Source organism: Corynebacterium sp. DNF00584, from assembly GCF_001552965.1.
Lineage (GTDB): Bacteria > Actinomycetota > Actinomycetes > Mycobacteriales > Mycobacteriaceae > Corynebacterium > Corynebacterium phoceense.
Map to the genome: position 1 here is coordinate 1 of NZ_KQ959769.1, position 26396 is coordinate 26396.

Consider the following 26396-nt stretch of genomic DNA (forward strand, 5'->3'; position numbering starts at 1 on the left):
GCTGAGGTAGGAACTAAACCCAGGACGCTTCACTATTTAGGCCCGGCCTTGGATAAAAAGGGCCGACGAAATCGTACTCAGGCATGACTACTTAACTCGTCGAACCGGATAGCGTAGAGGCGTGGAAGTCTTTTCTGATAGGCGAATGATTCGTGACCTTGCGGTGTCGCTTTTGTGCGGAGCGGTGTCTCTCATCGGTAGGGATCTGATGTCCCGGCCGCTCTTTGACTACCTGATTATTGCCTTGGTCGTGCTAGTGCCAATTATTAGCAGGCGGTGGCCGCGTCTGGTGGTCTTCGTTGCATCAGTGGTGCTCTTCGCCAGCCTGTTCCAGGTGGAACTCACCGTGGGCATCATAATCCTTGCGGGGCAGGTCGCCTACATTATTCGCCGCAGGCTGGAAGAGCCGCTACGTCGAATAGTGACTATAGGGATGCTTGCTGCGGACTTTGTCGGCATATTTTGGGTGAGCCAAACGGTACAGGAAGCAACACAGGATATTGCGCGGCGCCTTTTCGTCGTGGGCTGGAGCCTACTGGTCCTTGCGGTATGCATGCTTGTGGGTGAACTGCGTAGGAGAGCAGAGGAAGAACGCACACGGGAGATTTCGCGTGCTTTAGAGAAACAACGCCTGGAATTCGAGAAACGCTCGACGGAACAACGGGCGTTCATCGCACGTGAGATCCATGACGTCGTCACACATTCGTTATCGGTCATAGTTGCTCAGGCCGATGGGGGGCTCTACACCAAAGACACGGAAGCGCAAGAAGAAGCTTTGAAGTCTATTTCCCGCGTGGGAAGGACCTCTTTGAGAGAGATGCGGGGAGTCGTGGGCTTACTGCGCACAGGGGAAAAGCGCGGCACTCAGCCTATGGCGGGATTCGGTGATCTTTCAGAACTCATTAACAGCGTTAGAAGCGCTGGCATTGCTGTGGGATATCGCTGCACAGGAACGCCACCTGAAGAGCTTTCCGCCGCGACGTCACTAAGCCTGTACCGAATTGTCCAAGAGGCTTTGACCAATGCAAACAAACATGGTGGCGGGCAAGCAGACGTACTAGTCGAATGGCTTGAAGGTATCGTCCGCCTTGAGGTGCGCAATGGATATATGGGTGATGTACGAAACGAGGGACATGGCATTGCTGGCATGAAGGAACGAGCGGAATTGGTTGGAGGCACCTTCAACCAGCGCAGTGACGCTGGCACATGGATAGTAGAAGCAAAGTTACCCACCGTAGGAGGAAATGAGCAATGAAAGTCGGATTGGTAGATGACCAGGTTCTCTTCCTGCACGGGATTGCTCAGATCATTAGTTCGCAGCCAGACATGGATGTTATCTGGCAAGCAAACGATGGCGAAGATGCGCTGACCCAATGCGCGGCCACGCCTGCCGATGTGGTGCTCATGGATGTACAGATGCCTGTCCGCGATGGAATTAGCGCCACTGCTGAGATCGCATCCACTCTTCCGGAGACGAAGGTCATCATTCTGACAACCTTCGATGACGAAGACTATGTAGTGTCCGGGCTGCGAGCAGGAGCGAGTGGCTTCGTGCTCAAGGACGCAGAGCCAGAGGAGCTACTAAGAGCGTTGAGCACTGTCTATCGCGGAGACGCGGTAATTTCACCCCGCGCCACTAAGCGCCTTGTCCACAGTATGAGGGATGATTCGACGGACACGCTGAGTATTAGCGGCGCAGACCGTCGGGTACTTGAATCGCTGACTGCCCGTGAACAAGAAATCCTTGAAGCAATCGGGATGGGATGGTCAAACACAGAGATATGTGAGCGGATGTTCATCTCTATGCCGACCGTCAAGACGCATGTTGGACGAGTGCTCGCCAAGACGAGTTCCAGGGACCGTGTACACGCAGCCCTTTTCGCCTATCGCACCGGAGTTGTCTCCCGTGCAGACCTGCTTAGCTCCTAATACCCCGGTATGACTCGCAAAATCGTGCCTCGCGGCGATGTGCGGCGTAGGCGTGCCGGGAAACAATTGAGTTATGAGCACAGAATATGTTGTCGAAACTCAGGGTTTGACCAAGGAATATAAGGGATTCAAGGCCGTCGACGGCCTTGATATGGCAATCGGCCACGGTGTCGTCCACGGATTATTGGGGCCGAATGGTTCGGGCAAGTCCACGACCATGAAAATGCTTTTGGGTCTGGCAAAGCCGACTGAGGGAAGCATCAGTTTGTTCGGCGAGCCTTTCGGGCCTAAGACGCGCAGCCGGGCCTTGGCCCGCACTGGCTCTCTCATCGAGCAGCCGTCGGCCTATTTGCATCTCACCGGGCGAGAGAATCTGCGCATCGCTGCGCGACTTCTACGCGCTGGAGCAGACGACGTGGATCGCGCAGTGCACCTCGTGCGGCTGGAAAAGCAGCTGGACAAGAAAGTTGCGAACTATTCCTTGGGCATGAAGCAGCGCCTCGGCATCGCAATGGCTATGATTCGTAACCCGCAGCTTCTGATCCTTGATGAACCAACGAACGGCCTTGACCCTGCCGGTATCGAAGAGATTCGCAATCTCATCGTCAGCCTCGCTGCCGATGAGGGGCGAACGGTATTGGTTTCGAGCCACCTTCTCTCGGAAATCGAAAAGATGGCTAGTGAGCTGACCATTATCAATCGCGGGCAGTTGCTCTTCCAAGGTACAAAGCAGGAGCTTTTCCATTCCCAGCCGCCTGAAGTCTTTATCGAAACCCCGAACCCCAAGGAAGCGGCGCAAGCACTCGCGGGTATCTCAGTGCGTTTTGTAGAAGGTGGTATTCGGGTCCCGAACTTAAGCGAGCGCGACGTCGCGGGGGCTTGCGCGCAGCTCGTCAACCATGGCGTGCCCATCTACCAGGTGCTAAGAACGCACCGCAGTCTCGAAGAGATCTTCATTTCGATTACGGGACGAGGTGGCTTGCAATGATCCTGCAGACTGAATATGCCAAGATGCGGCATACCCGGATGCTGCCGCTTGCCCTTGCTATCACGCTCGCCATCGTTGCCTTTTCCAGTATGAATCTGATGAGTGAGAACACCGCCGAACAATTTCAGCAAGATCCACATAGTCAATGGGGCGGATATCTCCTTGGCTACATCATGGTGACGGCCTTCCTCACTCCGGTGCAGGTGGCATTGTTAGCCAGTCGCGCAGCCGATGTAGAGCATCTCCACGGCGGCTGGCGGCTTAATTCCATCGCCGGATATCGCCGCGGTGGTCTGCTCCGCGCGAAATTCGCAGCTTTAACCCTTGTTCTAGCCGCAGTAAAGGTAGTTGAATTGCTCGCGGTCTTGACCACTCCCTTCCTCTTCGGTGCTCCGTCGATTGATTCACCCGGCACATGGGTTCTTACAGCAGCTGGTCTATATGGAACCTCGTGCGCACTGATGGCGATTTTCTTGTGGCAGGCAGCACGCGTGGAATCCCAGCTCGTGGTGCTCAGCACTGGGGTAGTAGGCGGCTTCCTTGGTGTGGCAGGAATGCTTTCCCCAACCGCGGTCACGCTCATTAATCCCTTCGGCTACTACGCAGTCTTGGCCCCGTTTGCCTTCCGCCCCGAAGGCCTAGTGAGCGTCGAACCACTGTGGATTCCATGGGCACTGTTCATCGCCGTTGTCACCGTCATCTTCACCGTGCTTTGCCGCACGCTTGACTCCCAGGAGGAATAAGTTCATGTTTGTTATCGACCTGCTGAAATTTCGACGCTCCTACGTATGGGCTGTCATCTTCCTCGTGCCGTCTATAGCAGTCGGCATTGGGGCCGCGAATTATCACGCCAACTTGGCGGTGCTTAATGCCGGATGGGCAAGCTATCTTTCCCAAGCAACGCTGTTCTACGGCCTAATCTTTATGACCGTGGGAGTGGCCATCATCGCTGCAGCGGCCTGGCGCCTGGAACACCGCAACCACAATTGGAACACTATTTTGACCTCACCGCGCTCGGCGGGAGAAGTAGTCGCGGCCAAGTTTTTCTCCATCATGGTCCTCATCGCGCTAATGCAGGCGGTGTTCATTGCGCTGGCATTAGGTATTGGACGCGGCTTAGGAATACAGGGAGAGATTTCGCCTCTCAACGTGAGTGCGCTGTTCCTAGCAATCATCCCGGCGTTCGCAGTCGGGGCCTGGCAATCCTTCTTCTCGATGATCATTCGCAGCTTTGCCACGCCCGTGGCGATTTCACTTGTGGGCGCGATTGCCTCAGTCGGAATTCTCTACAGCGGTATTCGGCTCATCCCGATGCTGCTGCCACCGGCTATGGTTACGTCGACGATTTCGCTCGGCAGTACCGCCTTCGGCGCAGATGACACCCCTGATGTGCGCGGTATTGTGTTCCGGATGGCTGCTTCTATCTGCTTCGTCATCGGAGCTTGGATTGCATCTGTTGCCTGGCTGCGAACCCATGACGTTGAGGCTTAGGGCTCATCCTTGGGACTCTTCTTTGTGCCACAGATGCAAAATGCCCTCGCGTCCCTCCGCAATTTAGTGCTAACGGGGGAGGCGAGGGCGGCGTCGGCAAGCATGCGCGTCTTGTCGCTTGCCTCGACTAGCTTGGCCTTTTAGTCGAGGTAGTCGCGTAGGACCTGGGAGCGCGACGGGTGGCGCAGCTTCGACATGGTCTTGGACTCAATCTGGCGGATGCGCTCGCGCGTGACGCCGTAGACCTGGCCGATTTCGTCTAAAGTGCGTGGCATGCCGTCAGTGAGACCGAAGCGCAGGCGCACGACGCCGGCCTCGCGTTCGGACAGGGTGGTGAGCACATCCTGGAGCTGATCCTGCAGGAGGGTGAAGCTGACGGCGTCGACGGCGACGACGGCCTCGGAGTCCTCGATGAAGTCGCCGAGCTGGCTGTCGCCTTCATCACCAATGTTCTGGTCCAGGGAGATGGGCTCACGAGCGTACTGCTGGATCTCCAGCACCTTTTCCTCGGTGATGTCCATTTCCTTGGCCAGCTCGACCGGGGTGGGTTCGCGGCCCAGATCCTGGAGGAGCTCGCGCTGGATGCGGCCCAGCTTGTTGATGACCTCAACCATGTGGACCGGGATACGAATCGTGCGGGCCTGGTCCGCCATGGCGCGCGTGATGGCCTGGCGGATCCACCACGTGGCGTAGGTGGAGAACTTGTAGCCCTTGGTGTAGTCGAACTTCTCAACCGCGCGGATGAGGCCGAGGTTGCCTTCCTGGATGAGGTCGAGGAAGGCCATGCCGCGGCCCGTGTAGCGTTTCGCAAGCGAAACGACGAGTCGCAGGTTGGCCTCGAGGAGGTGGTTCTTTGCCTTGCGGCCGTCGCGGGCGATGGCGCGCAGATCGCGCTTCTCAGACGGCTTGAGCTGGGCCTCCTTGGGGACATCGGCAGCCGTGGCCTGGTCCAGCTTGTGCTGGGCGTAGAGGCCGGCTTCGATGCGCTCGGCCAGGGAGACCTCCTGCTCGGCGTTCAGCAGGGCGACCTTGCCGATCTGCTTGAGGTAGGCGCGTACGGAGTCCGCCGAGGCGGTGAGTGCGGCGTCCTTGCGGGCCTGACGCAGCTGTGCGGATTCTTCCTCGTCCCAGACGGACGTGGTTTCTTCGTCCTCGTCCTCATCCTCGTCGTCTACGACGTCATCGTCCTCGCCGAGGTCCTCGTCCTCAAGGTCCTCGTGATTCGGGTCGAAGTCGACGTCGTCATCCTCGTCGTCGAGGTGCTCCTGATCCTCGAGCTCCTCCTCGTCGGTTGCCGTGCTGGTTTCCTCCGGGGACGTAGCCTTGGAACGCGTCGACTTCTTGACGGTCTTCTTTGCCGACTTCTTCGCAGTTTTCTTCGCCGTCTTCTTTACTGCCTTCTTAGCGGTCTTTTTAGCCGTCTTCTTCGCAGTCTTTTTGGCGGTTTTCTTGGCCGTCTTTTTAGCAGTCTTCTTGGCGGTCTTCTTCGTCGTCTTCTTGGCCGTGCGCGTGCCGGAAGCGTCGACCTCTGCGTTGTCGCCGAGTGCCTTGTCTGAAGAGTCAGTGGCTGCCACGTAAGCCCTTTCGCCTTGTGCCTTCAATGGACCGGTGGGGCGCCGTGTGGCGCTCCTCAAATAGCCATTGCTATGAACAGCGGCCCAGTATAACGTAAAAGGATCTTTTGCCGCGCAACTGGGCCATTACTATCCGTTGATTTTAGGGCTTCACCCCGCGCTGTGCGGCCAGCGCCGCGCCAACGATTCCCGCGCGATTGCGCAGGTTCGCAGGCATGACGGGGGTCTCGAGCGTGAGGTAGCCGCTCCATTTGTCGAACTTGCGGGAAATGCCGCCGCCGATGAGGAAGACGTCCGGGTTAAAGAGCTTCTCGTACTCTTCGAGCACCGTGTTGACGCGCTTCGCCCAGTCTTTGTAGCTGAGCTCCTTCTTGTCTTTGACCGCGGAGGACGCCTGCTTCTCGGCTTCCTTCTTGCCCACGATCATGTGGCCCAACTCCGTGTTGGGGAACAGCTTTCCTTCCAGTAGGAATGCGCTGCCGATGCCCGTTCCTAGCGTGAGGAAGATAGCCGCACCCTCGCGCGCTTCCGCGGCGCCAAATTCGACCTCGGCCAGGCCCGCGGCGTCTGCGTCATTGAGAACGGTAACCTCGCGGCCGGGCAGATGGCGGCCGAAGAGTTCTTGGGTGTCGGTGCCGATCCACTGCTGGTCGACGTTGGCGGCAGAGCGCGCAACCTGGTGCTTCATGACGGACGGGAGGGTAATGCCCACGGGGCCGTCCCAACGAAAGTGCTCAATGATGGCGGTGATGGTCTCGGCGACGGCCTCCGGGGTGGCTGGCTGCGGGGTAGCGATTTTATGGCGCTCGCCCACGAACTCGCCGGTGTCGAGGTCCACGATGGCTCCCTTGATGCCGGAGCCACCCACGTCGATGCCAAAGCCCGCGTTGGCGGGCAGGGAATTCTCAGTCATAAGTGCCAGCATACGGTGTTGCTGCGCGTGATGTGGGGCGTTTGTGCGCAACCGTGTTGCTAGTTCGAGGTCGTGGGGATGCGGGCGCGTGGTGGGGTGGGCATGATGGAGACCATGACTAGTCCTAAGAATCCAACCGGTCCTGGCTCCTCCTTCGCGGCGCTGGTGGGGTCCTCGTACAACGACCCGGAACTGTGCGGCGAGGTTCCGTCTCTGGAGACGATGTCCGCGGCGGCGCCTGAGGTTCCGGAGGACGTCGACGCCGTCGAGCTGCGCGACCTCGCGGTCCGCGTGGCGGGCCAGGCGGCGGCGCTCATCCGTACGCGCCGCGCGGAGCTGGCCGGACCGCAGGGGGCGGGGCTGCATGCCCATCACACGAAGTCTTCGGCGGTGGATCCGGTGACGGAGGTCGACGAGGCATCGGAAAGCTTTATTACGGGCGAGCTCCTGGCGGCGCGACCCTTTGACGGCCTGCTGGGTGAGGAGGGCGCCGCACGTGAGTCTTCGAGCGGGGTGACGTGGGTGGTCGACCCGATCGATGGCACAGTGAACTTCCTGTATGGCGTGCCGGATTATGCCGTCTCCATCGGCGCGGTCGTCGACGGCGAGCCGGTGGCAGGCTGCGTGGTCAACGTCGCACAGGACGTGACGTACGCGGCGGCGCTGGGGCATGGCGCGACGGTTGTGCGCGGCGGTTCGTCGCCGCAGCCTGTGCATCCGCGTACGGAGACCGACCCGGCCTTAAGCCTGGTGGCGACGGGCTTTGGCTACGAGGCATCGCGGCGACGCGCGCAAGCGGAAGTCCTCGTGCGACTGCTGCCGCAGGTGCGTGATATTCGCCGCATTGGCGCAGCGGCGCTCGATATCTGCCGCGTGGCGGACGGGTCCGTGGACGTCTACTACGAGCACGGCATCAAGGCGTGGGACTGCGCTGCGGGCACGATTATCGCTCGTGAAGCCGGGTGCGCGGTCGTGCATCCGGGCATGGAGGCCGACGGCAAGGATGGTGCCATCTTTTTTGCCGCCCAGCCGAGCGTCGCGCCGGCGGCGTGGGCGACCTTAAGTGAGGCTAAGGGAACCGACAAAATCCCAGCGTAGAGCGGTGGGGGTAAACGGGGATTAACCCCGTGGCAAGCGGAGAATGACAAGCGGCCAATCGTCGTTTAGTATGCACCCCGATAAAGCTAGAAAAAGTCCCCACCTAACCCTGTAAGGATTGACCATCATGGCTACCGATTACGACGCACCGCGCCGCCGCGCGGAGGACGAGGAAGAGACCGACTCCCTGGAGGGTCTCAAGGCCGCTGAGGCCGAAAACAATGGCATGGACGACGACGGCGAGATTGTGGAGCCCTTCGCGCCGCCGATGGATGACCTCACCGGTGAGGAGCTCAATGTCGAGGTCATCCCGCGCCAGGAAAACGAGTTCACGTGTGCCTCGTGCTTCCTCGTGCAGTCCAATAAGCGTCTGTCCCATTACGAAGGCGACGACCCTATCTGCATGGACTGCGCTTAAAGCGTACAACTGCGCAAGCCCGGCCTCCTGCCGCTGCCTTTGGGGCGGCGCGGTGGGAGAGCCGGGCTTTGTGCTGTTGTGATGCGGCGCAGGCGAATACGTTGTTCCTGCCGAGAATTCTGCTGCGATCGTGCACCGGGAGAAGGTCTTCGACAGCAACCCGGTTAGTCCAGCGTGGACGCCGCCTGCTCGGCTTGGGCGGGCACGAAGGCCTCGAGGACCTCACGCGGATGCTTCGTGGCGATGAGCCAATAGGGCGTGTCGTCCTCGGGATCATCGAGGACGAGCATGACGTGCTCCTTCATCCAGCCCTTCGTGACGAGGAAGGCCGCGGGGTCAAGCTGCGGGCCGAGCGCGTTGCGGCGGGCGGTGGAGGGGATGGCGAGAGAGCGCGAGACGACATCGGAAGGCAATTGCGCACCCTTGACGGTGAGCCAGCGCGAGCCGTCTGGGTCCTTCTCAACGCGCAGGACGGTGCCGGACCACGCGATGAGCACCCACACGCCCAGCGCGGTGAGGACGGCGCCAATGATGTAGAGCCACATCGGCGCGCGGTTCAAGCTGAAGGTGGCGGTGGCCACGAAAATGACGATGGCGCCGTACAGCCAGAAGTACCACGGCACCCAGAACCGCTCCTGGTAGAGGACAGTGGGGGCAGGAGTGGGCGAGTTTTGCGAATCAGACACGGAATCAGACACAAGGGACAGTCTACGACAGTCCAACTTAAGTTCCATCTCCCGGTGGGGTCGCGGGGCACGCGGGGCGGTAGGCTGGGGCCCGTGACTTTTACTACTTCGCAGGAGCCCATCGCCGATATCCGCGTCAAGCGCCTTGACCCCGAGCTGCCGCTGCCGCAGCGCGCGCACCGCGGCGACGCCGGCGCTGACCTTTATGCCGCCGAGACCGTGACGCTCGAGCCGGAGGAGCGCGCCCTTATCGGCACCGGCATTGCCATCGCTCTGCCGCTGGGCACGGTAGGCCTTATCCACCCGCGCTCGGGCCTGGCCGCCAAGCACGGCCTGTCCATCGTCAATACGCCGGGTACAGTGGACGCTGATTACCGCGGCGAGCTCAAGGTCTGCCTCATCAACCACGACCCGCGCGAGGCCTTTACGGTCGAGCGCGGTATGCGCATTGCCCAGCTCGTTGTCCAGCGCGTCGAGTTGCCTGGCTTCGTGGAGGTCGAGGATCTCGATGCAACCGAACGCGGGGCCGGCGGCTACGGCTCCACCGGCGTGAACTAGCCCGACTCTGAGGAGAAAACTATGTGGCCTTTTAGCAAGAAATCCGAGCCTGGCGATGCCCCCTCGGCCGAGACCCCAGACACCTCTGCGACCCTTGCGGCTGCTGGCGCCGAGTCTTCGGCCGCCTCGCAGCCGGGCGTGCAGATTGTCACCATCCCGCACGATCCGGTCAATGGTGCGAATGGTCCCTACGACGGCGACCAGGTCGACATCGAGTCTTTTGACTTCAAGGATTTTTCGGTGGGCATCCTCGACTTGGGCTCCATGCGCATTCCGCTGCCCAAGGATTCGCAGGTGCAGGTGGAGATGGGCCCGGAAGGCCCGAAGATGCTCCATATCGTGACGCGCGTGGGCCGGATTACGCCGGTCGCATTCGCCGCACCGCGCTCGTCGGGCCAGTGGGCCGAGGCCGCGCAGGACTTGCTGCGCGGCATCGAGAAAGATGGGCTCACAACCTCCGTCGAGGAGGGCCCGTGGGGCAGCGAGGTACTGGGCCATAGCGATAGCGGCGTCATTCGCATCGTGGGCATTGAAGGCCCGCGCTGGATGCTGCGTCTTACGCTCGCCGCGCCGGCGGGCATGGAAGATGAGCTCGCCGTGCTCGGCCGCGAGGTCGCCGCGCGCACGTTCGTCTACCGTGGCGACGACCCAGTGCTCGCCGGCAACTCGCTGCCGGTGGTCATGCCGGCCCCGCTCGTCGAGGAGATGCAGAAGGCCATGAAGCAGCGCGAAGAGGCCCAGAAGGCCGAGGCGAATAAGCAGCCCACCGATGCCGAGGCACAGGCGGCCGCACAGCTGCGTGAACTGAAAGAAGACAATTAGTGGCAGATCATTCTACTGAGCGTCCTGTCGACGAGCCCGACGACGCTCCCGAGGGCGAGCCCACGCTGCTCGAGCAGATGGGCGGGCTCACGGGTCTCGTCTCGGCGACGCTGCCCGTCGTCGTGCTGATCCCGGTCAATAATCAGTGGGGCTTGGGCCCGGCGTTGCTCGCCGCGCTCGGCGTGGCGCTCGTCATCACGGTGTGGCGCATCATCCGCAAGGAGACGTTGCAGCCGGCGATCTCGGGCCTGCTGGGCGTGGCGCTGTGCGCGGCCATCGCGTGGTTTACCGGCGACGCGAAGGGCTACTTCCTGTACGGCATCTGGGTCTCGCTCGTGCTCGCGGTGCTGTCCATCGCTTCTATCATCTTCCGCTGGCCCGTCGTGGGTGTGGTGTGGAAGGGCATCAACGGCGAATCCATGGTCTGGCGCCAGGTGCCCAAGGCCATGTGGGCGTACTCCTACGCCACCGCCGGCTGGGCCGCCGTGTTCCTCGCGCGCTTCCTCGTCCAAAACGGCATGTACAACCACGGTGACACCACGACGCTGGGCGTCACCCGCATTCTCATGGGCTGGCCGCTTACCGGCCTGGTCACCCTGCTCACCATCTGGATGGTCCGCCGTGCCAACGCTGCCGTCGAGGCTGCAGGCCTCGTCGAGACTCCAGAACCTGCCGAGAAAGAGGCATAATTCATGGCTTCCGCAGAAACACCCGAGCTCGCCAAAGGCGACACCATTCGGCTCACCGTGGAGCGCATGGCCCACGGCGGCGAGGGTATTGCCCACGCCGCGGACGGGCGCACCATCTTCGTCGCGGGCGCGTACCCGGGCGACACCGTTGACGCCGAGCTCACGCAGCTGAAGAAGCGCTTTGGCCGCGCCCGGCTCGTCGACGTCGTCGAGGCCGGCCCGCTGCGCGTCGAGTCTTCGTGCCCGGCTGCCGCGGCCGGCGCTGGCTGCTGCGACTTCGCAACGCTCGACCCGGAGGCCGAGCTTGGCCTCAAGGCTGACGTCATGCTCGACCAGCTTCGCCGCCTGGGCAAGCTCACGGACCTTCCGGACCCGCAGCTCATCGACGTGCACCCGCGCCGTGGCTGGCGCACCCGCGTCCGCTTGGGCGTGGACGCCCAGGGCCGCGCGGGCCTGCGTAAGCGTGGCAGCCACGACCTCGTCACGGACGTGGCCTGCACGCAGCTGGCCCCGGGCCTCGTTGACGGACTCGTGGGGCCGGGCGCCCAGCGCTTTACGCCGGGCTCCGAGGTCATCGCCGTGCTCGACGCCGATGGCGTGCGCCACGTCGTGGAGACCTCCAAGCCGCCGCGCGGCCAGCGCGTCGAACGCGTGGAGCGCGTCCTCGAGGGCTCCGGCACCGTCCGCGAGACCGCCGATGGCCACGACTTCCGCTTCCCAGCCACCGCCTTCTGGCAGGCGCATACCGCGGCCCCGGATACGTACGCGAAGCTCGTGCGCAACTGGCTGTCTGTCGCGGATGTCGACGGCGCGTATGCGGATCTGCCGTACCCGGATTCCAAGCGCGTGGCGTGGGACCTCTACGGCGGCGTGGGCGTCTTCGTCCCCGCGCTCGCCGAGACCCTAGCCACGACCGCGCCCGGCCTGCCCGCCGGCGCGACCTCCGTGTTCGACGAGGAGTTCGACGCCGATATCGACGCGGACTCGGAAGCCCCCTCGGGCCTCGAGGTCACCGTCGTCTCCGTCGACTACTCGCCGGCTGCGGCGAAGGCACGCCAGGACGCGCTCGCAGACTACGACGTGGAGCTCCACAACGACCTGGTAGAAAAGGCCATCGACCAGCTGCCCAAGCCCGATGCCATCGTGCTTGACCCGCCACGGACGGGCGCGGGTGCCGAGGTTGTGGAAAAGGCAGCATCGGCACGCCCGGGCGCTGTGGTGCACGTGGGCTGCGACCCTGCGACCTTCGCGCGGGACTTGGCGACGTGGCGCGAGCAGGGCTACGCCGTGCGCCGCCTCGCCGTCATCAATGCTTTCCCGGGTACTCACCATATGGAGGCGCTGGCATTCCTGGAACCCGCCGAGTTGTATTAGTCTCCCGCGTGCCCGAACGGGTAACGTGAAGAGAACCCATTGTTTTCCAAGAAGAGGTAGAAAGCACTCCATGGCACTGTTGGATCTGGTGAAATCGCCCCGCGATTTGAAGAACTTCACCCCGCAGCAGCTGGGTCAGCTCGCGGACGAGGTGCGTGCGCTGCTCATTGAGAAGGTCTCCGCCACCGGCGGTCACCTGGGCCCAAATCTGGGCGTCGTGGAGCTCACCATCGCGCTGCACCGCACCTTCGACTCGCCCAATGATGCGATCGTCTTCGACACCTCGCACCAGTCCTACGTGCACAAGATGCTCACGGGTCGCGCAGACCAATTCGATACGCTGCGTCAGAAGGGCGGCCTGTCCGGCTACACCGACCGCGGCGAGTCCGAGCACGACTGGACGGAATCCTCGCACGCCTCGGCGGCGATTTCCATCGTGGACGGCCTGTCTAAGGCATTTGCGCTCAAGGGCGAGGGGCACCGCAACGCCGTGGCCGTGGTCGGCGACGGCGCTTTGACGGGCGGCATGTGCTGGGAGGCGCTCAATAACCTGGCGACGACAAAGTCGCGCAACGCCGTCGTGGTGGTCAACGACAACGGTCGTTCCTACTCGCCGACGATTGGTGGCCTGTCCGAGAACTTGTCCTATATCCGTGCGCAGCACGGCTATGACGAGCTCATGGAGCACGGCAAGAAGCGTCTCAAGCAGCTCGGTTGGGTAGGCGAGCGCGCCTTCGATGCCCTGCATGCGATGAAGGAGGGCATCAAGTCCACCGTCATGCCGGAGGAGATGTTCCCTGAGCTGGGCATGAAGTATATCGGCCCCATCAACGGCCACGATATCGATGCGCTCAACCACGCGTTCTCCTATGCCCGCGATTACGAGGGCCCCATCATCGTCCACTGCGTGACGGAGAAGGGCCACGGTTTCGCGCCGGCCGTCAACGAGCCGAACGACCAAATGCATTCCACGGGTGCCATCGACCCGGTCTCGGGCGTAGCACTCAAGGAATCGCAGCCGGGCTGGACCGCGGCATTCTCGGAGGAGCTTCTCGCCGCCGGTGCGCGCCGCGATGACATCGTGGCGATCACCGCCGCCATGGCTGGGCCCACGGGCCTGCAGCCTTTCGCGGATAAATACCCGGAGCGTTTCTTCGACGTGGGCATCGCGGAACAGCATGCCGTGGCCTCCGCTGCTGGTCTCGCTTTGGCGGGCCTGCACCCGGTCGTGGCGCTCTACTCGACGTTCCTCAACCGTGCCTTCGACCAGCTCGTCATGGACGTGGGTCTTTTGGGCATGCCTGTCACGCTCGTGCTCGACCGCGCGGGTGTGACGGGCTCGGACGGTGCCTCGCACAACGGCGTGTGGGACATGGCTATTTCGTCCATCGTCCCGGGTATTCGCGTGGCGGCCCCACGCGATGGTTCGCGCCTGCGCGAGCTCTTTCAACAGGCCATCGAGGTCGACGACGGCCCCACGGTCGTGCGTTTCCCTAAGGGCAACCTGCTCGAGGACCAGGAGGCCGTGGACACCTTGGCCGACGGTGTGGACATCCTCCACTACAGCGACAACAAGGACGAGGCGTCGCCCGACGTGCTGATCGTGTCCATCGGCGCGATGTCGCAGCGATCTCTCGATGCCGCCGCACTCCTCGAAGCCGAGGGCGTCAACGTCACCATCGTCGACCCGCGCTGGGTTGTGCCGGTCCCACAGTCCGTCATCGGGCTAGCCGGCGACCACGACCTCGTGGTGACGATCGAGGATGGAGTGATGCGCGGGGGCATTGGTTCCCTGGTCTCCGAGGCTTTGAGCGCCGCCGAGGTCGACACCCCGCACCGTCGCCTCGCGTTCCCGAATATGTACCCGAAGCACGCTTCGCGCGGCGAGCTGCTTCAGGAGGTTGGCCTCGACCCGGCTGGCATCGCGGAGTCGATCGTGGGTTGGGTTTCAGATCTGACCGAGGACCCTGACTCCGAGTAGGAATTTTTATCCGACGAAGGCCCCAGATCTGTGGTGATCTGGGGCCTTCGTCGGCGTAAAAGTCAGCGGCACACGTCGTGGAGCCAGCCATCGAGCTCGCTCAGCGGCGCGTCCGGGGCGATGGGGTCTTCAGCGAATTCCTCGCCGGTGCGGGCGACGTCCTTGGCGACGGTGAGCATGAGCGAGCGGCCGTCGGGGTAGTCGATGACCACGTTCGCTGAGGCGTAGCCCGCGGTGGGCTCGCCGAAGGTCTGCACGTTGTCTAGGCCGCGGAAGGCCAGCAGCGTTGCCTCGCCTGACGATGCCGTCTCACCATCAGTGAGCACCGCCACTGGCAGGTCCAGCTTGCCACCGGAGGTCGTGGTGGGCGTGCCGCCGCCCGCGACGTAGTTACCATCGACGGTGACGGGAGTCTTCCGCGAGCGGGACTGGAAGTAGAGCGCCGGACCGTCAGGGAGCAGGGGACTGAGTCCTGCGAGCATGGGTCCCATGTCGCCGCCGCCGTTTCCGCGCAGGTCGACAACGGCGGCGCAGGCGGGGGCATCGGAAAGCCCGTGGGCGAGCGTGTCGGCGTAGGCTTGGCCGTCGTCGAAGCGCCCGATGCCGGGCACGGTGGCCCAGACAACGTTGTCGCGCAGTTCCACCTTCGGGTCGGTGCGCGGCACGGATTCCTCTTCTCCGCGGGTGAAGATGGTGGAGTGCTTGCCGCCGGCAGCTGTGATGGCATCCTCGATTCGGGACGAATCCTCTTTCGCAGCGTCGTAGGCTTGCTTGAACTCGGACGAGTCGGCGTAGAGGCCTTGCATGGCGGCGGTGTCGAGCATTGCCTTGTTGATGCGGGACTCGGAGGCGCCGAAGAGGAAGACGGGCTTGCCTAGGTACGCGGCGCCGACCGACGGGCCGAAGACGTAGACGAGCGCGAGGGCTGCAACGATGAGCACCGCGAGAACGGCACCGGTGATTTTGAGTGCGAGTTTCATTCGTGGCGCCCCCCAGAGGCCAGTACGCGGGAGCGCAGGGGCTCGGCAGCGAGTGCCGCGATGAGGGTGATGGCCCACCCGGCGCCGAGGAAGCTCAGCGCCATGAGCAGGCGGCCGGCAGTGTCGACGTCGCTGCCCACGGAGGAGAACATGACAAACGCGAATGGGGCACCGAGGGCAAAGCCAAGGAGGCTTACGCCTACAGCCGGGCCCATGATCTCGATGAAGTTCACGGCGGTGTGGAATCGGCGCGGAACTCCCATGAGCTGAAGCGAGCGCGAGAGTTGAGCGCCTTCAAAGGCGGCGCTTGCCTGGCCCAGGAATATGGACAACCCGGTGAGGATGAAACCGAATAGCAGCGTGAGCAAGGCACCTGTGGAGACGTCCTTGAAGAGGGTGAGAATATCGCCCTCCTCGCTCATGGCGAGCGTGAGGTTATCCTGCTTCAGCGGCGAGCAGACGAGGTAGCCCGCGAGGAAGCCGAAGAAGGCGAGAGAGGCCACCCGGCGCCAGGCACGCTTGCCGTTCGTGGCCACGCGCTGCCATGCGACAAAATGCGCGGTGCCCGGAAAGAGGGAAACGATGTGGCCAGCCACCTGCAGCAGGTAGGGGGCCACGAAATTGATGCTCAGCACGACAAGCAAGAGCAAACCGATCATTCCGGCGATGGCTGCGATGGCGGCATCGAAGTCGAAGTTGCGCACGATGACGGCGACGACGGCGACGAGAAGGACGAATGCGATAAGACGCCAGTACTTCAGCGCTGGCGGAGTCGAGCGGCGTGCCACGCCGAGGGGGCTCACGCGGACGCGTTGCATGCCCACGAACGCAGCGCCGAGCGCGAGGAAGAACAGCGTCGCGGCGACTGCGAGGTAGCCCCACCATGGCAAGAGGATTTCGCGGAGCTCGACGGGACGGTCCTGGAACTCAAGGTTGGTGAAGACGGGGGCAAGCAACACGCTACTGGCGAGGCCGAGTGCTATGCCGATGATGGCCTGGATTCCGGTCTCGATGACCGTCATGCGCGTGACGTCGCGGGAGGACAGTCCGAGCAGTCGCAGCGTGGCGAGGCGGCGCTCGCGGCCGGAGGCGCCGAGGACGGCGGCCTGGGCGGTGAGACTAAACAGGGCGGGAACGATAAACGCGCACGCGAACATCGCCAACGTGAACCACGAGTAGAGGAAGCCCGGCTCGTTGCCGTAGGTCGCGCGCATCGATTCAGTGATGAGCTCAGAGTGGTGGGCGCGTACCCAGAACATCCATGTGCCACCCGCGACGAGAAACGCAGCGGTCGAACCCACGGCGATGGACAGGATGGACAGGAGCGATAGCGTGCCCGTGCCCGTGCGGGCATGCAGTGAGGCGCGATGCAGTTGGAAAGTGAGGGTTGCCGTGCTCATCGTGCGCCTCCCTGTGCTGCAGCGGGCGCTCCGGTACGCACGCCGCCCACGAGACGGTCGTCGTGGACGAGGCCGTCGCGGATCTCTACGCGGCGTTCCATCCAATCCGCGACCTTGGGGTCGTGCGTAACCATGACGAGGCTCGCGCCCGACTGGCGGACGATGGTGGTGAGCATCTGCATGACCTCATGGCCGGTGGACTGGTCAAGAGCGCCCGTCGGCTCGTCCGCGAAGACGATGGACGGTTCAGCGGCAAGCGCGCGAGCGATGGCGACGCGCTGGGCCTGGCCGCCCGAGACGTCGCCCGGACGGCGCATAGCCAGACCGCCCAGACCCAGCTGATCGAGCAGCGCCTGCGCGCGCTTGCGGGCCGCGCCGCGCGAGGACCCCGTGAGCATGGCCGGCAGCGCCACGTTATCGACGTTGGTGAGCTCCGGAAGGAGCTGGCCGTCCTGGAAGACGAAGCCGAAGTGCTGGAGACGAAGGCGGGAACGGGCGGCATCGGAAAGCTGGGCAATGTTGGTCTCGCCGAAGAAGACGGCGCCGTCCGTGGGCGTGAGCACGCCCGACATGCAATGCAGCAGCGTGGACTTGCCGGAACCCGAGGGGCCCATGACGGCGACGGTTTCGCCGGGCTGGATGTCGAGGGAAATGCCGGAGAGGACTGGGCCTTGGCCGTAGTCCTTCGTGATGTCATGAAGTGAAAGTGAATGTGTCATGGTTCTAATTTCACAGGTTAAGGCGCACAGATTGAATGGTGCCACCGCTAGAGTTCGCGGTAGTGCTAGCTCTACCCCCCGCCCGCCACGGCTGGCGCCATGGTTATGATCGGAGGCGATGTTTAAGCGAAAGACCACCAACGAGGAGCGCCAGGCCGCGGAGATTGCCCGGCTCACGGCCTCACGCCGCGCGATTGCGGACGCCTATGAGGTTGAGCGCCAGCGCATCGAGCGCGACCTCCACGACGGGACGCAACAGTACCTTGTGGCGGCGTCCATCAAGCTCGGTGAGGCTTCCTTGGATCTTACTGGGGAAGCCGCCCAGTTGGTCGCGTCGGCGAAGAAAGACCTTGACGCGGGACTTGCGGCTCTGCGGACGACGGTGCACGGCATCCATCCGCAGGTGCTCAAGGACCACGGGCTGGTGGCCGCGCTTTCCGATGTCGCCTCCTCCTACGGTCCGCACGTTTCCGTCTTTGCGCCGCACCCGCTTCCTTCGCTGTCGCCGTCCGTGCTCGCGGCCGGATACTTCTTCGGGACGGAGGCATTGACGAATGCGGCGAAGCACGCGCCGGGCGCGCCCGTGACGGTGCTCGTGACCTCGGATGCGGATCTGCATATCTCGGTCGTGGACGAAGGCCCGGGTGGCGCGGCCGTCGTGCCGGGCCAGGGGCTTGCAGGCATGGCGCAGCGATTGGAGGCCTTCGGCGGCGCGTTGACGTTGTCCTCGCCTCCAGGTGGGCCGACGCGTGTGGCGTGTTCCATTCCGTTGCTGTTGGACCGTGGGGCTTCTGGACTGGGAGGTGTGCGATGAAGATCGTGTTGGCGGATGACTCGGCGCTGTTGCGCGAGGGCGTGGCCGGTCTCTTGGAGCGCCGAGGCCACGAGATCGTGGGCCAAGCCGCGACGGCGCCCTCGCTTATCGAGTTGGTGAAGACGGGCCCGTTGCCGGACATCGTGGTGACGGACGTGCGGATGCCGCCGAATATGGCGGACGATGGCCTGAAAGCGGCGGTGTCTCTGCGACGCGAGTTTCCGTCGCTGGCAGTCATGGTGCTCTCGCAGTACGTGGCGCCGGCCTATGCGGTGGAACTCTTCGACGTGGACACGGCCGGGACGGGCTACCTCCTCAAAGATCGTGTCTCCGAGGTCGCGGACTTTCTGTCGAGCCTTGAGGTCGTGGCGCAGGGCGGCACGGTCATCGACCCGACGGTCGCCAAGGCACTTATGGCCTCGGGGCGCTCGGGGCTGGCGGAGCTCACGCCGCGCGAGCGCGAGGTGCTCGAGCTCATGAGCCAGGGAAAATCGAACAAGGAGATTGCTTCGGCGCTGGTGCTCTCTGCGGCGGCGGTGGCCAAGCACGTGTCCAATATCTTCCTCAAACTTCGGCTCGACCCGAAGGAAGACAACCGGCGCGTGAAAGCGATTCTGGAGTACCTGGCGGCGCGGCCGTAGTTCCTTGCGAAAATTGTGCTCAGAATCGCGATAGCGGATCGATTTTCGGCAGGAACGAGCGAATACGTTTACTTACTTCGAGTAGTACTCCACGGCCTTCGGCGGCAGGCTCGATCGCGTGGGTTAAGACATTAACTCCATGTGGAGGGAGCGAGTAACTGAGTATGTGTGATGGGAGGTAATCCGTCGTCCAGGCCACGTAGGCGTTCGTAGAGCTTGCGCATCGTGGCTTTGTCCGGAATGTGCGTGGAACCAGCCGCTCGCTCTAAGACAGTCAGGGTGGTGATGAGGTTCAGGTCTCCGAAATTATGCCCTGCAGCACGCAGCCTTTCGAGGCGAGCCTGCTGGAAAGCGAGGAGTTGCTGTCCGGCGCCGTCATCAATGAGAACCGTGACCGATTTTCCTTGTTCGGCGAGCACGACGGCGTGCGCGATGACCATCGTTTCGCCGAGGTCTTTGCTGATTGTGAAACGGTCAGCGAGCGACATATCAGAGATGCGTGAGACAGCAGCAGACAACTCATCCGTAGCCTCATCAGATAGGACTTCCAAGTACTGTGAGGAAGATAGTGTCTTCCATACGCGGTACGAACGCTCAAAACGCGCATCCTGGCGCGCTTTCCGTTGGATTTCCTCACCGACGATGGCCGGCGCCGAGAGCGGGCCTAGTGTAGCAATGAGCAGACGTTCTTTATTGATAGAAAAGAAATTGAGCCCAGGTCCGGCATCTAAAATGGGACGAGAATGTGGGGTCAAGGGGCTATTCCTTATCGTCCTCGAGTTCTGCTGGCCAGTCGGAAAAGTCGACTTCGACATTGTGTATTTCGTTTGCAGAAGTTTCACGGACGAGCGGGGGAGTTGGCACGATGCCAGCGTCTTCCAGTTCTTGGCGTGCTGTGTCTGCGTCGATGCCGCGGAGGGTGGCGATTGTCGCGACCGTGACCACGCCTGCTTCGTAGCCGCGGACAGCAGCAGCAAGCAAGCGCTGCGGGACACGTGGACATTGGGACTCGATTTGCAGCGAACGGTAGTGGTCGATCCACCCGAATCGTGTTGCCCAAGCACTGGTAGTAGTCTTCATCCACACCTTTTTGGTTTCTTCGGAGATGAACCCCGCAGAACATAACGCGATGGAGGCTAAAGAAGGCGAAACTCGAAAATCCTGGATGACTTGTGAAAAGTCGATGGGATCCAGGTCACCAGTGGGGGCTCCAAGTAATTCCCGGAGACCGTCGACAGGCAGGAGGAAGTGGCGTGCAAACGCATCTGCTCGAATTTCGCTGGGGCTTCGATTCGAAAGCTGGTCGGCCTCGCGTGTAGACCAGTCGCGAAATAGTGCATGGGCGAGCTCATGGGCAAGTGAGCTGCGCTGGCGCATGAAGTTCGGCGTACATGCCACCGCTATGAAGGTGACGTTGCGCTTTGGGTCCCACATTGTGAGTCCATGTTCGTTAGGGTCATCGACCTTGACGACGGCGACCTGGTGGCCCGTAGTTTGCTCGATGAGCGTCGCTAGATCACCGAGTGGGCCGTTGCCGAGATGATGCTCGGAACGGAAATGAGCGGCTGCTGCTTGCGCTTCTGTTTCGTTTGACACGCCTATTGCTCCGCCTGGAATCCTTGGTCCGTGAGGTAGTCGTTGATTTCAACAAAAGAAATGAGCTTATCGCGGAGCGTAGTCATCGTAGACCCGTTGGTTGAGCGCGCCGCGTACTGAACTCGTGCGGGAGCATCGCTCGTGCCGGTAAGAAGACCCACGGTGGTGCCGGTGGCGGCAGCAATACGGACGAGCTCGGGCATGGTAGCCGTGCGGGTGCCGTTGACAATACGCGATAGCGTGGACTGCGCAAGCCCAGTGCGGTCTGCCAGTGCTCGCTGTGACAGCTGAGCGCTGACGAGGGCCTCATTGATGCGTGCCCCCACGGCGCGGGAGTCCATGGTCATCTCCGTTCTGAATCATGCAAGGTTTCTTTGATTCAGGCTACTGCTAGATCAAGTAAAAGTCCAGTAGAACAGGGAAAAGAAACACGATCCAAGCATTGGTATTAGTGATCCGGCCTTGCCGGAGAGGGTTCCTGCCGAAAATTGTGCTCAGAATCGCGATAGTGGATCGATTTTCGGCACGAACCGGGGGTTAGCGGAAGAGGGCGCGCTCGAGGATGGGCGTGACGAGCTGGATTTGCCAGTCGCGGCAATCTTCGTCGCGCAGGAGGGCCGGGATGTCCTCAGCGCGGCTAAGCGTGCCAGCGAGGTCGCTGGAGAAACGGGGCTCGCCCAGCGCAGCCCACACGGCGGCGCGGACCGCAGAGGTCTTGATGATGGTCTCGGGCTGCATGACAAGGTCGTCCGCGAGGGCGTCGATCTCGGCGCGGATGTCTTGGTAGACCTCCCAGAGTTCGGGGTAGTCGCGTGACCACGTGGACTTGCCGGGCACGGGAGCCAGCGAACGGTCAGGGCGCGGGAATGTCGAGGGGTCGGCGCGCAGGGCGGTGTCGAGGACCGTGAACCAGGCCTGGGAGGCGCCGGCGCGGCGGCGAGGGAATCCACGGGTGCGGCGGAGGGCTTCCTCGGAGCGCGGCAGGGAACGCGCGACTTCGAGAAGCGCCTTGTTCGCGAGAATTTTGCCGGGCGCGATGTCACGCGCGCGGGCTTGGCGGTCACGGTGCGTCCACAGGGCGCGGGCAGCGGCGAGCTGTGTGGGCGTGCGCAGGCTGCCGATGCCCCGTAAGCTCGTCCAGTCTGGCTCCGGCGGCGCGGTGATGGAACGGTGTTCGTCCACGATATGGGCGAATTCGGCGTTAGCCCAGCCGAGCTTGCCTTCCTCGGCGAGGATATCGGCGAGCTTACGGCCGAGTTCGAGGAGAAGCTCGACGTCGAGGGCGGCATAGGCAAGCTGGTGGGCGGGGATGGGGCGTGCGGACCAGTCCGCGTCGCCGTATGCCTTCTCGAGCTCGACGTCGAAGAGCTCTTCGAGCATGGCGCCAAGGTTCGGGTGGTCGAAGCCGGCCATGCGGGCGGCGAGTTCCGTGTCGAAGATGGCGCTGGGGTAGAGACCGAGCCAGGCGAGGCAGGGAAGATCGCTAGGTGCGGCGTGCATGATCCAGCCCTGGTTGTTGAGCACGGGGGCGAGCGCTGTGGTCAGCGCGTCGCGACCGCCTTCGGGATCGAGGAGGACCGTGCCGGAGCCTGCGCGGCGAATCTGCAGCAGGAAGGCGCGGTCGTCATAGCGGAACGCGGAGGCGCGCTCCGTGTCGATGGCAAACGGGCCGGAGCCCGCCGCAAGCCGGTCCGCGGCGCGCTGGAAGGCGGCTGGGGTCGCGGCGACGGGTGGGATGCCGTCCGCGGGCCTATCGAGAAGATGGGACATTAGCCGCGCATAAGGTCGGTGACGCCCTCCGGCGGAAGGCCGGCGACGTTGGCGAGGACCGCGGCAAAGGCCTCCACGTGCGAGGAGAGATCGATGCCGTCCGCGGTCCAGGAGGCGCGCATTTCCATCTGGTGGGCGCGCGGCGGGCCGCCGATTTCGCCGAAGCGGACAGACGCCGTGGACGTCACGGTGCCGCCGAGGTTGGTGTACTCGGCGTGGCAGGCAGACAGAGACTCGGTGAGCCATTCCCAGGCGACATCGGGAAGCAGCGGGTCAGAGGCGACCTCGGAGTCCATGTCGGCCTGGATATAGGCGACAAGGCGCATAGAGCCGGTCCACGACTCCTCCGCGGCCGGGTCGTGGAGCAGGATGAGGCGACCAAAGGCATCGCCCTCGGAGTCCTGCGGGACGACGTCGAGGTCCTGATCGCCCACCTCGAGGCCAATCGCGTGGCTAAACGGCGCCAGCTTCTGCGGCGGACGGATGGTGCCCAGCGTGATCTCGGGACGCATGCGCGCGGCGTGCATGGACTCGACGGCCTGCGTGAAGGCGGCGGGGGTGCCGGACTCACGGGGGGCATCGGCAGGCTCGGTAGGGCGGAGCTCTGTAGGCTGCTGCGAATTAGTTGGGGTCACGGGGGATAAACCTAGCCGGTGGGTGAGGCTGGGGGTGTGAGGCGCGCCGTGTGGGGTGGAAAGGTGCGCACGGGGCGGTATCCAACTTAAGATGGACTGCGTTCAACCTTTTTACTTTCATGGAGGATTCATGGCCAAGCTTGATTTCGAGGAGCTCAACTCCCGTCAGCAGTACTCGCAGCATGCGGTTTTCCGCGTCTACCCGGGCGCGCTGGGCGCCGAACGCGATGAGGCTATCGCACAGGCCCAGGCCTTCTTCGCTGGTTTGGATGAGGCGATCACCGTTCGTGGCATCTACGACCTGTCCGGCATGCGTGCATCTGCCGACTACATGATCTGGTGGCACGCGGAGGAGTTCTCCGATATCCAGAAGGCGTTCGCGGACTTCCGCCGCGAGACGACCCTGGGGCAGGTCTCTGAAGTCACCTGGGTGGGCAATGCGCTCCACCGCCCGGCCGAATTCAACCGCTCGCACCTACCGTCCTTCATCATGGGCGAGGAGCCGGGCGAGTGGATTGCGGTCTACCCGTTCGTGCGTTCCTACGACTGGTACACGATGGACCCGCAGGAGCGCCGCCGCATCCTCGTCGAGCACGGCAAGCAGGCGCGTAACTACCCCGATGTGCGCGCGAACACCGTGCCGGCCTTCGCGCTGGGTGACTACGAGTGGATGCTCGCGTTCGAGGCCCCGACCCTCGACCGCATCGTTGACCTCATGCACCTAATGCGTTACACCGAGGCGCGCCACCACGTGCGTGAGGAGATTCCGTTCCACACCGGCCACCGCGTGGCGGATGTGGCGGATCTGATTAAGATTCTCCCGTAAAACGATGTGAAGGGCCGCACCTCGGTGGTGCGGCCCTTGTTTTATTTTTCTACCGGCTTCTCTTCGAGATTCAGGCAGATGGAATTAATGCAGTAGCGCAGGTCCGTGGGCGTGTCATAGCCTTCGCCCTCAAAGACGTGGCCCAGGTGCGAGTTGCAGTTGGCGCAGCGGACCTCCGTGCGCACCATGCCGTGGGAGGTATCCGTGTGCTCGACGACCTTTTCGCCCGCGAGCGGGGAGAAGAAGGACGGCCAGCCGCAGTGGGACTCGAACTTCTCAGTGGAGCGGAACAGCTCGGCACCGCACGCGCGGCAGGAGTAGACGCCCTCCGTGGTCGTGTTGGTGTATTCGCCGACATGCGGCGGTTCCGTGCCCGCCTGGCGCAGGACGTAGAACTCCTCCGGCGTGAGGCGCTTCTTCCACTCTTCGTCCGCGATCAGCTTGAAATCAGTCATGGCGCGATTCTACGCGCTCATGGGCCCACCATCCCAAGGCTGCGGCGCTTACACCGATGATAACGAAGGCCCATCCCGCGGTGCCCGCGAAGAAACTCATCCACCGTCCCGCGTCTGGCCACTGCACAGAAGTCCACGACATGGGCGCGAGACACAGCACGGCGCCGAGCCACGGCAGCCACGTCTCCAGCGCGTTGCGGCGCGCGAAAATGGTGAATAAAAGGGGCGCGATCCACATGGAGTAGTACTGCTGTCCGAGGCTTGAGAGGAAGAACACGCCCACGAGGACGAGCGGAGCCGTGGTCATAGCCCAGAGCGCGACGTCGGTGTGGCGGCGCCTGAGGAGGGCGATGAGTCCGGCGGCGACTATGAGCGCCATGCCTGTCCAGACTGTGTAGTAGAGTCCGCTGTTTAGCTGGAAGTAGGCGTTGACGCCGGGCCACGAGGAGTTGGCGTAGTCGCGCGTGGTTCCAAGGTAGGGGAGAAGCTTGCCCGTGAAGTCTTCCGTGCCGGGCACGAGCGGCCAGGCAATAACGTTGGTCAGCACCGGCACGCCGATGCCGCCGACGAGGCCCTTCCAGTCCAGTTTGACGATGTGCAAGGCAAGTAGCGGTGCAAACTGCGGCTTGACGAGGATGGCAATGCCAAGGACGAGTCCGGCAAGCCACATCTTTTTTGTCTGGCCTTGTGCGCCCCTGATGAACAGGTAGAGCCAGCCGGTGAGCAAGAGGAGAAGGACGCCGTTGATATTGGAGAAGGTCAGCGTGTTGGTGACAGACTCGGTGGCACATGCGAGAGCGATGGCGATGGGGGGCGTGGCGCCGCTTAAGGGTTTGTTAACGAGTCTGGTGAGGAGTGCTAGTGCGACGATGATGCACGCGGCGTTGGCGAGGATGAACGCCATGCGCGCGGCCGTTGGGTTATCCGCGAGGCCCAGCGGTGTGAGCAGAAGCGTGGCGCCGGGGTTGTAGAGATAGAGCGGATCGACCTGGTCGTAGGCCTGTGCGTAGACGGAGTCGCCAGCCAGCATGCGGCGGACGGCGGAGTAGACCGTCGTGAAGTCGTCCGTAGGGGAGCCGTTGACGGCGCTGATGAGAATCCGGTGTGCGATAAGGACAAGTGCGAGCGGCCACGCGGCGGCGCGGAGGACGCGGTGGCTGATGCTTGGTGCGGCTGTCTCGGGCCCGTCATTCTGTGCGGCCGGGGAGGCCGGCTCGCCGAAGCCGGGGGCTAGGGCGTGCCGGGCGGTAAACAGGCCGTCGATTCTCGCGCGCAGGGATTCATTCACGTGTGTGGATTCTAGGGAATAGGCGCAGGGAACATGGGGTGCCACACGGAGTACGGGCAAGCAAAAACCCCGGTTGCGAGGTGAACTCGCCGCCGGGGCTGATTGTGGTCCTAGTTGGGATTGAACCAACGACCTTTCCGGTGTGAACGGAACGCTCTCCCACTGAGCTATAGGACCTCATTGGGTACAGGAGAAAAGTAGCACGCTCCTGTGTGCGGTACCTAATCGGCAGGTCGGGGTGAAATCGTGGCGCGGATCGCTGGGCTGCGCCGTGTTCGAGTGGCCGTGACGGTGTCGTGTTGTGCTGAAATGACAGTGGTGTCATTCGGGTGCGTGTCTCGGGTGCTTGGGGGATGAGTGAAACCCGCGTCTGAACGGGCGATTTGGCAAACTGTGGCTCCAAAGGATAATGTTTCTACTCGCACCGCACAGTGTTGTTAATTCTTACATCAAAACATCACATCGCAGTGCATGCGGATGTAGCGCAGTTGGTAGCGCATCACCTTGCCAAGGTGAGGGTCGCGAGTTCGAGTCTCGTCATCCGCTCAGGTTCTTTTATGAACCGAATCCCGCGCGATTAGCTCAGCGGGAGAGCGCTTCCCTGACACGGAAGAGGTCACTGGTTCAATCCCAGTATCGCGCACAGAAACCCCTCGGGTTTCGAATGCGGATGTAGCGCAGTTGGTAGCGCATCACCTTGCCAAGGTGAGGGTCGCGAGTTCGAGTCTCGTCATCCGCTCAGGTACTTCTC

The 26396-nt window shown here is 62.8% G+C and carries 28 protein-coding genes and 4 tRNA genes; 18 read left to right on the forward strand and 14 right to left on the reverse strand.

Annotation, left to right across the window (positions count from 1 at the left end):
- Nucleotides 1–121 precede the first annotated feature (121 nt).
- From HMPREF0307_RS11075 to HMPREF0307_RS11095, 5 genes are all read left to right on the forward strand, one after another.
- Nucleotides 122–1255, forward strand: coding sequence for a sensor histidine kinase (locus HMPREF0307_RS11075; RefSeq protein WP_231725172.1), 1134 nt, complete (start codon nucleotides 122–124; stop codon nucleotides 1253–1255).
- Entirely contained in the window at nucleotides 1252–1929 is a 678-nt protein-coding gene (locus tag HMPREF0307_RS11080; protein ID WP_066492983.1) for a response regulator, read from the forward strand. The genes HMPREF0307_RS11075 and HMPREF0307_RS11080 overlap by 4 nt, the downstream gene beginning before the upstream one ends.
- A gap of 73 nt (nucleotides 1930–2002) precedes the next feature.
- Nucleotides 2003–2917 carry an ABC transporter ATP-binding protein gene (locus tag HMPREF0307_RS11085; RefSeq protein WP_066492985.1) on the forward strand — a complete coding sequence of 305 codons (915 nt, stop codon included), beginning with the start codon at nucleotides 2003–2005 and terminating at the stop codon, nucleotides 2915–2917.
- The gene (locus tag HMPREF0307_RS11090; protein ID WP_066492987.1) at nucleotides 2914–3660 is read left to right on the forward strand and encodes an ABC transporter permease; all 747 of its coding nucleotides are present in this window, start codon (nucleotides 2914–2916) and stop codon (nucleotides 3658–3660) included. Before HMPREF0307_RS11085 ends, HMPREF0307_RS11090 begins: the two co-directional genes overlap by 4 nt.
- Nucleotides 3661–3664: 4 nt before the next feature.
- Nucleotides 3665–4408 (forward strand): ABC transporter permease, encoded by a 744-nt coding sequence (locus HMPREF0307_RS11095; RefSeq protein ID WP_066492991.1) that lies wholly within the window; start codon nucleotides 3665–3667, stop codon nucleotides 4406–4408.
- A 140-nt stretch (nucleotides 4409–4548) separates the two neighbouring features.
- On the opposite strand, the gene HMPREF0307_RS11100 is transcribed toward HMPREF0307_RS11095, so the two are convergent.
- Together HMPREF0307_RS11100 and ppgK are read right to left on the reverse strand one after the other, a co-directional pair.
- Nucleotides 4549–5982, reverse strand: coding sequence for an RNA polymerase sigma factor (locus HMPREF0307_RS11100; protein ID WP_066492992.1), 1434 nt, complete (start codon nucleotides 5980–5982; stop codon nucleotides 4549–4551).
- Nucleotides 5983–6124: 142 nt separating this feature from the next.
- On the reverse strand, nucleotides 6125–6895 hold the full coding sequence (ppgK, locus tag HMPREF0307_RS11105; protein WP_141681533.1) for a polyphosphate--glucose phosphotransferase: 771 nt from the start codon (nucleotides 6893–6895) through the stop codon (nucleotides 6125–6127).
- A gap of 222 nt (nucleotides 6896–7117) precedes the next feature.
- Here ppgK and HMPREF0307_RS11110 point away from each other — a divergent pair, with 222 nt between their 5' ends.
- A complete protein-coding gene (locus HMPREF0307_RS11110; RefSeq protein WP_066493276.1) occupies nucleotides 7118–7993 on the forward strand; it encodes an inositol monophosphatase family protein in 876 nt (291 codons plus the stop codon).
- Between the two features lie 127 nt (nucleotides 7994–8120).
- Complete coding sequence (locus HMPREF0307_RS11115; RefSeq protein WP_066492996.1) at nucleotides 8121–8411, forward strand: DUF4193 domain-containing protein; 291 nt, start codon at nucleotides 8121–8123, stop codon at nucleotides 8409–8411.
- A gap of 164 nt (nucleotides 8412–8575) precedes the next feature.
- On the opposite strand, the gene HMPREF0307_RS11120 is transcribed toward HMPREF0307_RS11115, so the two are convergent.
- A complete protein-coding gene (locus tag HMPREF0307_RS11120) occupies nucleotides 8576–9145 on the reverse strand; it encodes a DUF3093 domain-containing protein (RefSeq protein ID WP_082723332.1) in 570 nt (189 codons plus the stop codon).
- A gap of 45 nt (nucleotides 9146–9190) precedes the next feature.
- Here HMPREF0307_RS11120 and dut point away from each other — a divergent pair, with 45 nt between their 5' ends.
- The 5 genes from dut (at nucleotide 9191) to dxs (ending at nucleotide 14521) form a co-directional block, all read left to right on the forward strand.
- Complete coding sequence (gene dut / locus HMPREF0307_RS11125; RefSeq protein ID WP_181734599.1) at nucleotides 9191–9655, forward strand: dUTP diphosphatase; 465 nt, start codon at nucleotides 9191–9193, stop codon at nucleotides 9653–9655.
- A 21-nt stretch (nucleotides 9656–9676) separates the two neighbouring features.
- The gene (locus tag HMPREF0307_RS11130) at nucleotides 9677–10477 is read left to right on the forward strand and encodes a DUF3710 domain-containing protein (protein ID WP_066492999.1); all 801 of its coding nucleotides are present in this window, start codon (nucleotides 9677–9679) and stop codon (nucleotides 10475–10477) included.
- 77 nt (nucleotides 10478–10554) lie between these two features.
- Complete coding sequence (locus HMPREF0307_RS11135; protein WP_082723337.1) at nucleotides 10555–11166, forward strand: DUF3159 domain-containing protein; 612 nt, start codon at nucleotides 10555–10557, stop codon at nucleotides 11164–11166.
- 3 nt (nucleotides 11167–11169) lie between these two features.
- On the forward strand, nucleotides 11170–12540 hold the full coding sequence (locus HMPREF0307_RS11140; protein ID WP_066493002.1) for a class I SAM-dependent RNA methyltransferase: 1371 nt from the start codon (nucleotides 11170–11172) through the stop codon (nucleotides 12538–12540).
- A 70-nt stretch (nucleotides 12541–12610) separates the two neighbouring features.
- A complete protein-coding gene (gene dxs / locus HMPREF0307_RS11145; protein WP_066493003.1) occupies nucleotides 12611–14521 on the forward strand; it encodes a 1-deoxy-D-xylulose-5-phosphate synthase in 1911 nt (636 codons plus the stop codon).
- Nucleotides 14522–14583: 62 nt separating this feature from the next.
- On the opposite strand, the gene HMPREF0307_RS11150 is transcribed toward dxs, so the two are convergent.
- The 3 genes from HMPREF0307_RS11150 to HMPREF0307_RS11160 are packed head-to-tail and all read right to left on the reverse strand — an operon-like array spanning nucleotide 14584 to nucleotide 17620.
- Nucleotides 14584–15501 carry a S41 family peptidase gene (locus tag HMPREF0307_RS11150; RefSeq protein WP_066493004.1) on the reverse strand — a complete coding sequence of 306 codons (918 nt, stop codon included), beginning with the start codon at nucleotides 15499–15501 and terminating at the stop codon, nucleotides 14584–14586.
- The gene (locus HMPREF0307_RS11155; protein ID WP_066493005.1) at nucleotides 15498–16901 is read right to left on the reverse strand and encodes an FtsX-like permease family protein; all 1404 of its coding nucleotides are present in this window, start codon (nucleotides 16899–16901) and stop codon (nucleotides 15498–15500) included. Before HMPREF0307_RS11155 ends, HMPREF0307_RS11150 begins: the two co-directional genes overlap by 4 nt.
- Nucleotides 16898–17620, reverse strand: coding sequence for an ABC transporter ATP-binding protein (locus HMPREF0307_RS11160; RefSeq protein WP_066493007.1), 723 nt, complete (start codon nucleotides 17618–17620; stop codon nucleotides 16898–16900). Before HMPREF0307_RS11160 ends, HMPREF0307_RS11155 begins: the two co-directional genes overlap by 4 nt.
- A 118-nt stretch (nucleotides 17621–17738) precedes the next feature.
- Here HMPREF0307_RS11160 and HMPREF0307_RS11165 point away from each other — a divergent pair, with 118 nt between their 5' ends.
- A complete protein-coding gene (locus HMPREF0307_RS11165) occupies nucleotides 17739–18434 on the forward strand; it encodes a sensor histidine kinase (RefSeq protein WP_066493009.1) in 696 nt (231 codons plus the stop codon).
- Nucleotides 18431–19075, forward strand: coding sequence for a response regulator transcription factor (locus HMPREF0307_RS11170; protein WP_066493010.1), 645 nt, complete (start codon nucleotides 18431–18433; stop codon nucleotides 19073–19075). The genes HMPREF0307_RS11165 and HMPREF0307_RS11170 overlap by 4 nt, the downstream gene beginning before the upstream one ends.
- A 131-nt stretch (nucleotides 19076–19206) precedes the next feature.
- Here the strand turns inward: HMPREF0307_RS11170 and HMPREF0307_RS11175 are convergent, their stop codons facing one another.
- The 5 genes from HMPREF0307_RS11175 to HMPREF0307_RS11195 form a co-directional block, all read right to left on the reverse strand.
- Complete coding sequence (locus HMPREF0307_RS11175; RefSeq protein WP_066493012.1) at nucleotides 19207–19830, reverse strand: PIN domain-containing protein; 624 nt, start codon at nucleotides 19828–19830, stop codon at nucleotides 19207–19209.
- 4 nt (nucleotides 19831–19834) lie between these two features.
- Nucleotides 19835–20671 carry an ImmA/IrrE family metallo-endopeptidase gene (locus HMPREF0307_RS11180; RefSeq protein WP_066493016.1) on the reverse strand — a complete coding sequence of 279 codons (837 nt, stop codon included), beginning with the start codon at nucleotides 20669–20671 and terminating at the stop codon, nucleotides 19835–19837.
- Between the two features lie 2 nt (nucleotides 20672–20673).
- A complete protein-coding gene (locus HMPREF0307_RS11185; protein ID WP_197418410.1) occupies nucleotides 20674–21012 on the reverse strand; it encodes a helix-turn-helix domain-containing protein in 339 nt (112 codons plus the stop codon).
- A 196-nt stretch (nucleotides 21013–21208) separates the two neighbouring features.
- Nucleotides 21209–22441: an HRDC domain-containing protein gene (locus HMPREF0307_RS11190; protein ID WP_066493019.1), complete on the reverse strand. Its 1233-nt coding sequence runs from the start codon at nucleotides 22439–22441 to the stop codon at nucleotides 21209–21211.
- A complete protein-coding gene (locus HMPREF0307_RS11195; protein ID WP_066493021.1) occupies nucleotides 22441–23076 on the reverse strand; it encodes a DUF3000 domain-containing protein in 636 nt (211 codons plus the stop codon). The genes HMPREF0307_RS11190 and HMPREF0307_RS11195 overlap by 1 nt, the downstream gene beginning before the upstream one ends.
- A 130-nt stretch (nucleotides 23077–23206) precedes the next feature.
- Between HMPREF0307_RS11195 and hemQ the strand changes: the two genes are divergently transcribed.
- A complete protein-coding gene (gene hemQ / locus HMPREF0307_RS11200) occupies nucleotides 23207–23902 on the forward strand; it encodes a hydrogen peroxide-dependent heme synthase (protein WP_066493023.1) in 696 nt (231 codons plus the stop codon).
- 41 nt (nucleotides 23903–23943) lie between these two features.
- Here the strand turns inward: hemQ and msrB are convergent, their stop codons facing one another.
- The 3 genes from msrB to HMPREF0307_RS11215 form a co-directional block, all read right to left on the reverse strand.
- Complete coding sequence (gene msrB / locus HMPREF0307_RS11205) at nucleotides 23944–24357, reverse strand: peptide-methionine (R)-S-oxide reductase MsrB (RefSeq protein WP_066493026.1); 414 nt, start codon at nucleotides 24355–24357, stop codon at nucleotides 23944–23946.
- On the reverse strand, nucleotides 24350–25645 hold the full coding sequence (locus HMPREF0307_RS11210; RefSeq protein WP_231725176.1) for a glycosyltransferase family 87 protein: 1296 nt from the start codon (nucleotides 25643–25645) through the stop codon (nucleotides 24350–24352). The genes msrB and HMPREF0307_RS11210 overlap by 8 nt, the downstream gene beginning before the upstream one ends.
- Nucleotides 25646–25750: 105 nt before the next feature.
- Nucleotides 25751–25822 (reverse strand) — tRNA-Val (locus tag HMPREF0307_RS11215).
- Between the two features lie 296 nt (nucleotides 25823–26118).
- Here HMPREF0307_RS11215 and HMPREF0307_RS11220 point away from each other — a divergent pair.
- The 3 genes from HMPREF0307_RS11220 to HMPREF0307_RS11230 all read left to right on the forward strand — a co-directional run bounded on the left by HMPREF0307_RS11220 (nucleotide 26119) and on the right by HMPREF0307_RS11230 (nucleotide 26384).
- Nucleotides 26119–26191, forward strand: a tRNA-Gly gene (locus tag HMPREF0307_RS11220).
- Between the two features lie 25 nt (nucleotides 26192–26216).
- Nucleotides 26217–26288 (forward strand) — tRNA-Val (locus HMPREF0307_RS11225).
- Between the two features lie 23 nt (nucleotides 26289–26311).
- Nucleotides 26312–26384: transfer RNA gene (locus tag HMPREF0307_RS11230), tRNA-Gly, on the forward strand.
- Nucleotides 26385–26396 lie beyond the last annotated feature (12 nt).

What these genes read in the sequence shown, in the direction of transcription:
- hemQ (WP_066493023.1), top strand. Translation starts at nt 23,207, where the DNA reads ATGGCCAAGCTTGATTTCGAGGAGCTCAACTCCCGTCAGCAGTACTCG.
- HMPREF0307_RS11085 (WP_066492985.1), top strand. Translation starts at nt 2,003, where the DNA reads ATGAGCACAGAATATGTTGTCGAAACTCAGGGTTTGACCAAGGAATAT.
- HMPREF0307_RS11115 (WP_066492996.1), top strand. Translation starts at nt 8,121, where the DNA reads ATGGCTACCGATTACGACGCACCGCGCCGCCGCGCGGAGGACGAGGAA.
- HMPREF0307_RS11080 (WP_066492983.1), top strand. Translation starts at nt 1,252, where the DNA reads ATGAAAGTCGGATTGGTAGATGACCAGGTTCTCTTCCTGCACGGGATT.
- HMPREF0307_RS11130 (WP_066492999.1), top strand. Translation starts at nt 9,677, where the DNA reads ATGTGGCCTTTTAGCAAGAAATCCGAGCCTGGCGATGCCCCCTCGGCC.
- HMPREF0307_RS11150 (WP_066493004.1), bottom strand. Translation starts at nt 15,501, where the DNA reads ATGAAACTCGCACTCAAAATCACCGGTGCCGTTCTCGCGGTGCTCATC.
- HMPREF0307_RS11140 (WP_066493002.1), top strand. Translation starts at nt 11,170, where the DNA reads ATGGCTTCCGCAGAAACACCCGAGCTCGCCAAAGGCGACACCATTCGG.
- HMPREF0307_RS11185 (WP_197418410.1), bottom strand. Translation starts at nt 21,012, where the DNA reads ATGGACTCCCGCGCCGTGGGGGCACGCATCAATGAGGCCCTCGTCAGC.
- ppgK (WP_141681533.1), bottom strand. Translation starts at nt 6,895, where the DNA reads ATGACTGAGAATTCCCTGCCCGCCAACGCGGGCTTTGGCATCGACGTG.
- HMPREF0307_RS11155 (WP_066493005.1), bottom strand. Translation starts at nt 16,901, where the DNA reads ATGAGCACGGCAACCCTCACTTTCCAACTGCATCGCGCCTCACTGCAT.
- HMPREF0307_RS11110 (WP_066493276.1), top strand. Translation starts at nt 7,118, where the DNA reads ATGTCCGCGGCGGCGCCTGAGGTTCCGGAGGACGTCGACGCCGTCGAG.
- HMPREF0307_RS11135 (WP_082723337.1), top strand. Translation starts at nt 10,555, where the DNA reads ATGGGCGGGCTCACGGGTCTCGTCTCGGCGACGCTGCCCGTCGTCGTG.
- HMPREF0307_RS11160 (WP_066493007.1), bottom strand. Translation starts at nt 17,620, where the DNA reads ATGACACATTCACTTTCACTTCATGACATCACGAAGGACTACGGCCAA.
- HMPREF0307_RS11190 (WP_066493019.1), bottom strand. Translation starts at nt 22,441, where the DNA reads ATGTCCCATCTTCTCGATAGGCCCGCGGACGGCATCCCACCCGTCGCC.
- HMPREF0307_RS11120 (WP_082723332.1), bottom strand. Translation starts at nt 9,145, where the DNA reads ATGGAACTTAAGTTGGACTGTCGTAGACTGTCCCTTGTGTCTGATTCC.
- HMPREF0307_RS11165 (WP_066493009.1), top strand. Translation starts at nt 17,739, where the DNA reads ATGTTTAAGCGAAAGACCACCAACGAGGAGCGCCAGGCCGCGGAGATT.
- HMPREF0307_RS11170 (WP_066493010.1), top strand. Translation starts at nt 18,431, where the DNA reads ATGAAGATCGTGTTGGCGGATGACTCGGCGCTGTTGCGCGAGGGCGTG.
- dxs (WP_066493003.1), top strand. Translation starts at nt 12,611, where the DNA reads ATGGCACTGTTGGATCTGGTGAAATCGCCCCGCGATTTGAAGAACTTC.
- HMPREF0307_RS11095 (WP_066492991.1), top strand. Translation starts at nt 3,665, where the DNA reads ATGTTTGTTATCGACCTGCTGAAATTTCGACGCTCCTACGTATGGGCT.
- HMPREF0307_RS11090 (WP_066492987.1), top strand. Translation starts at nt 2,914, where the DNA reads ATGATCCTGCAGACTGAATATGCCAAGATGCGGCATACCCGGATGCTG.
- msrB (WP_066493026.1), bottom strand. Translation starts at nt 24,357, where the DNA reads ATGACTGATTTCAAGCTGATCGCGGACGAAGAGTGGAAGAAGCGCCTC.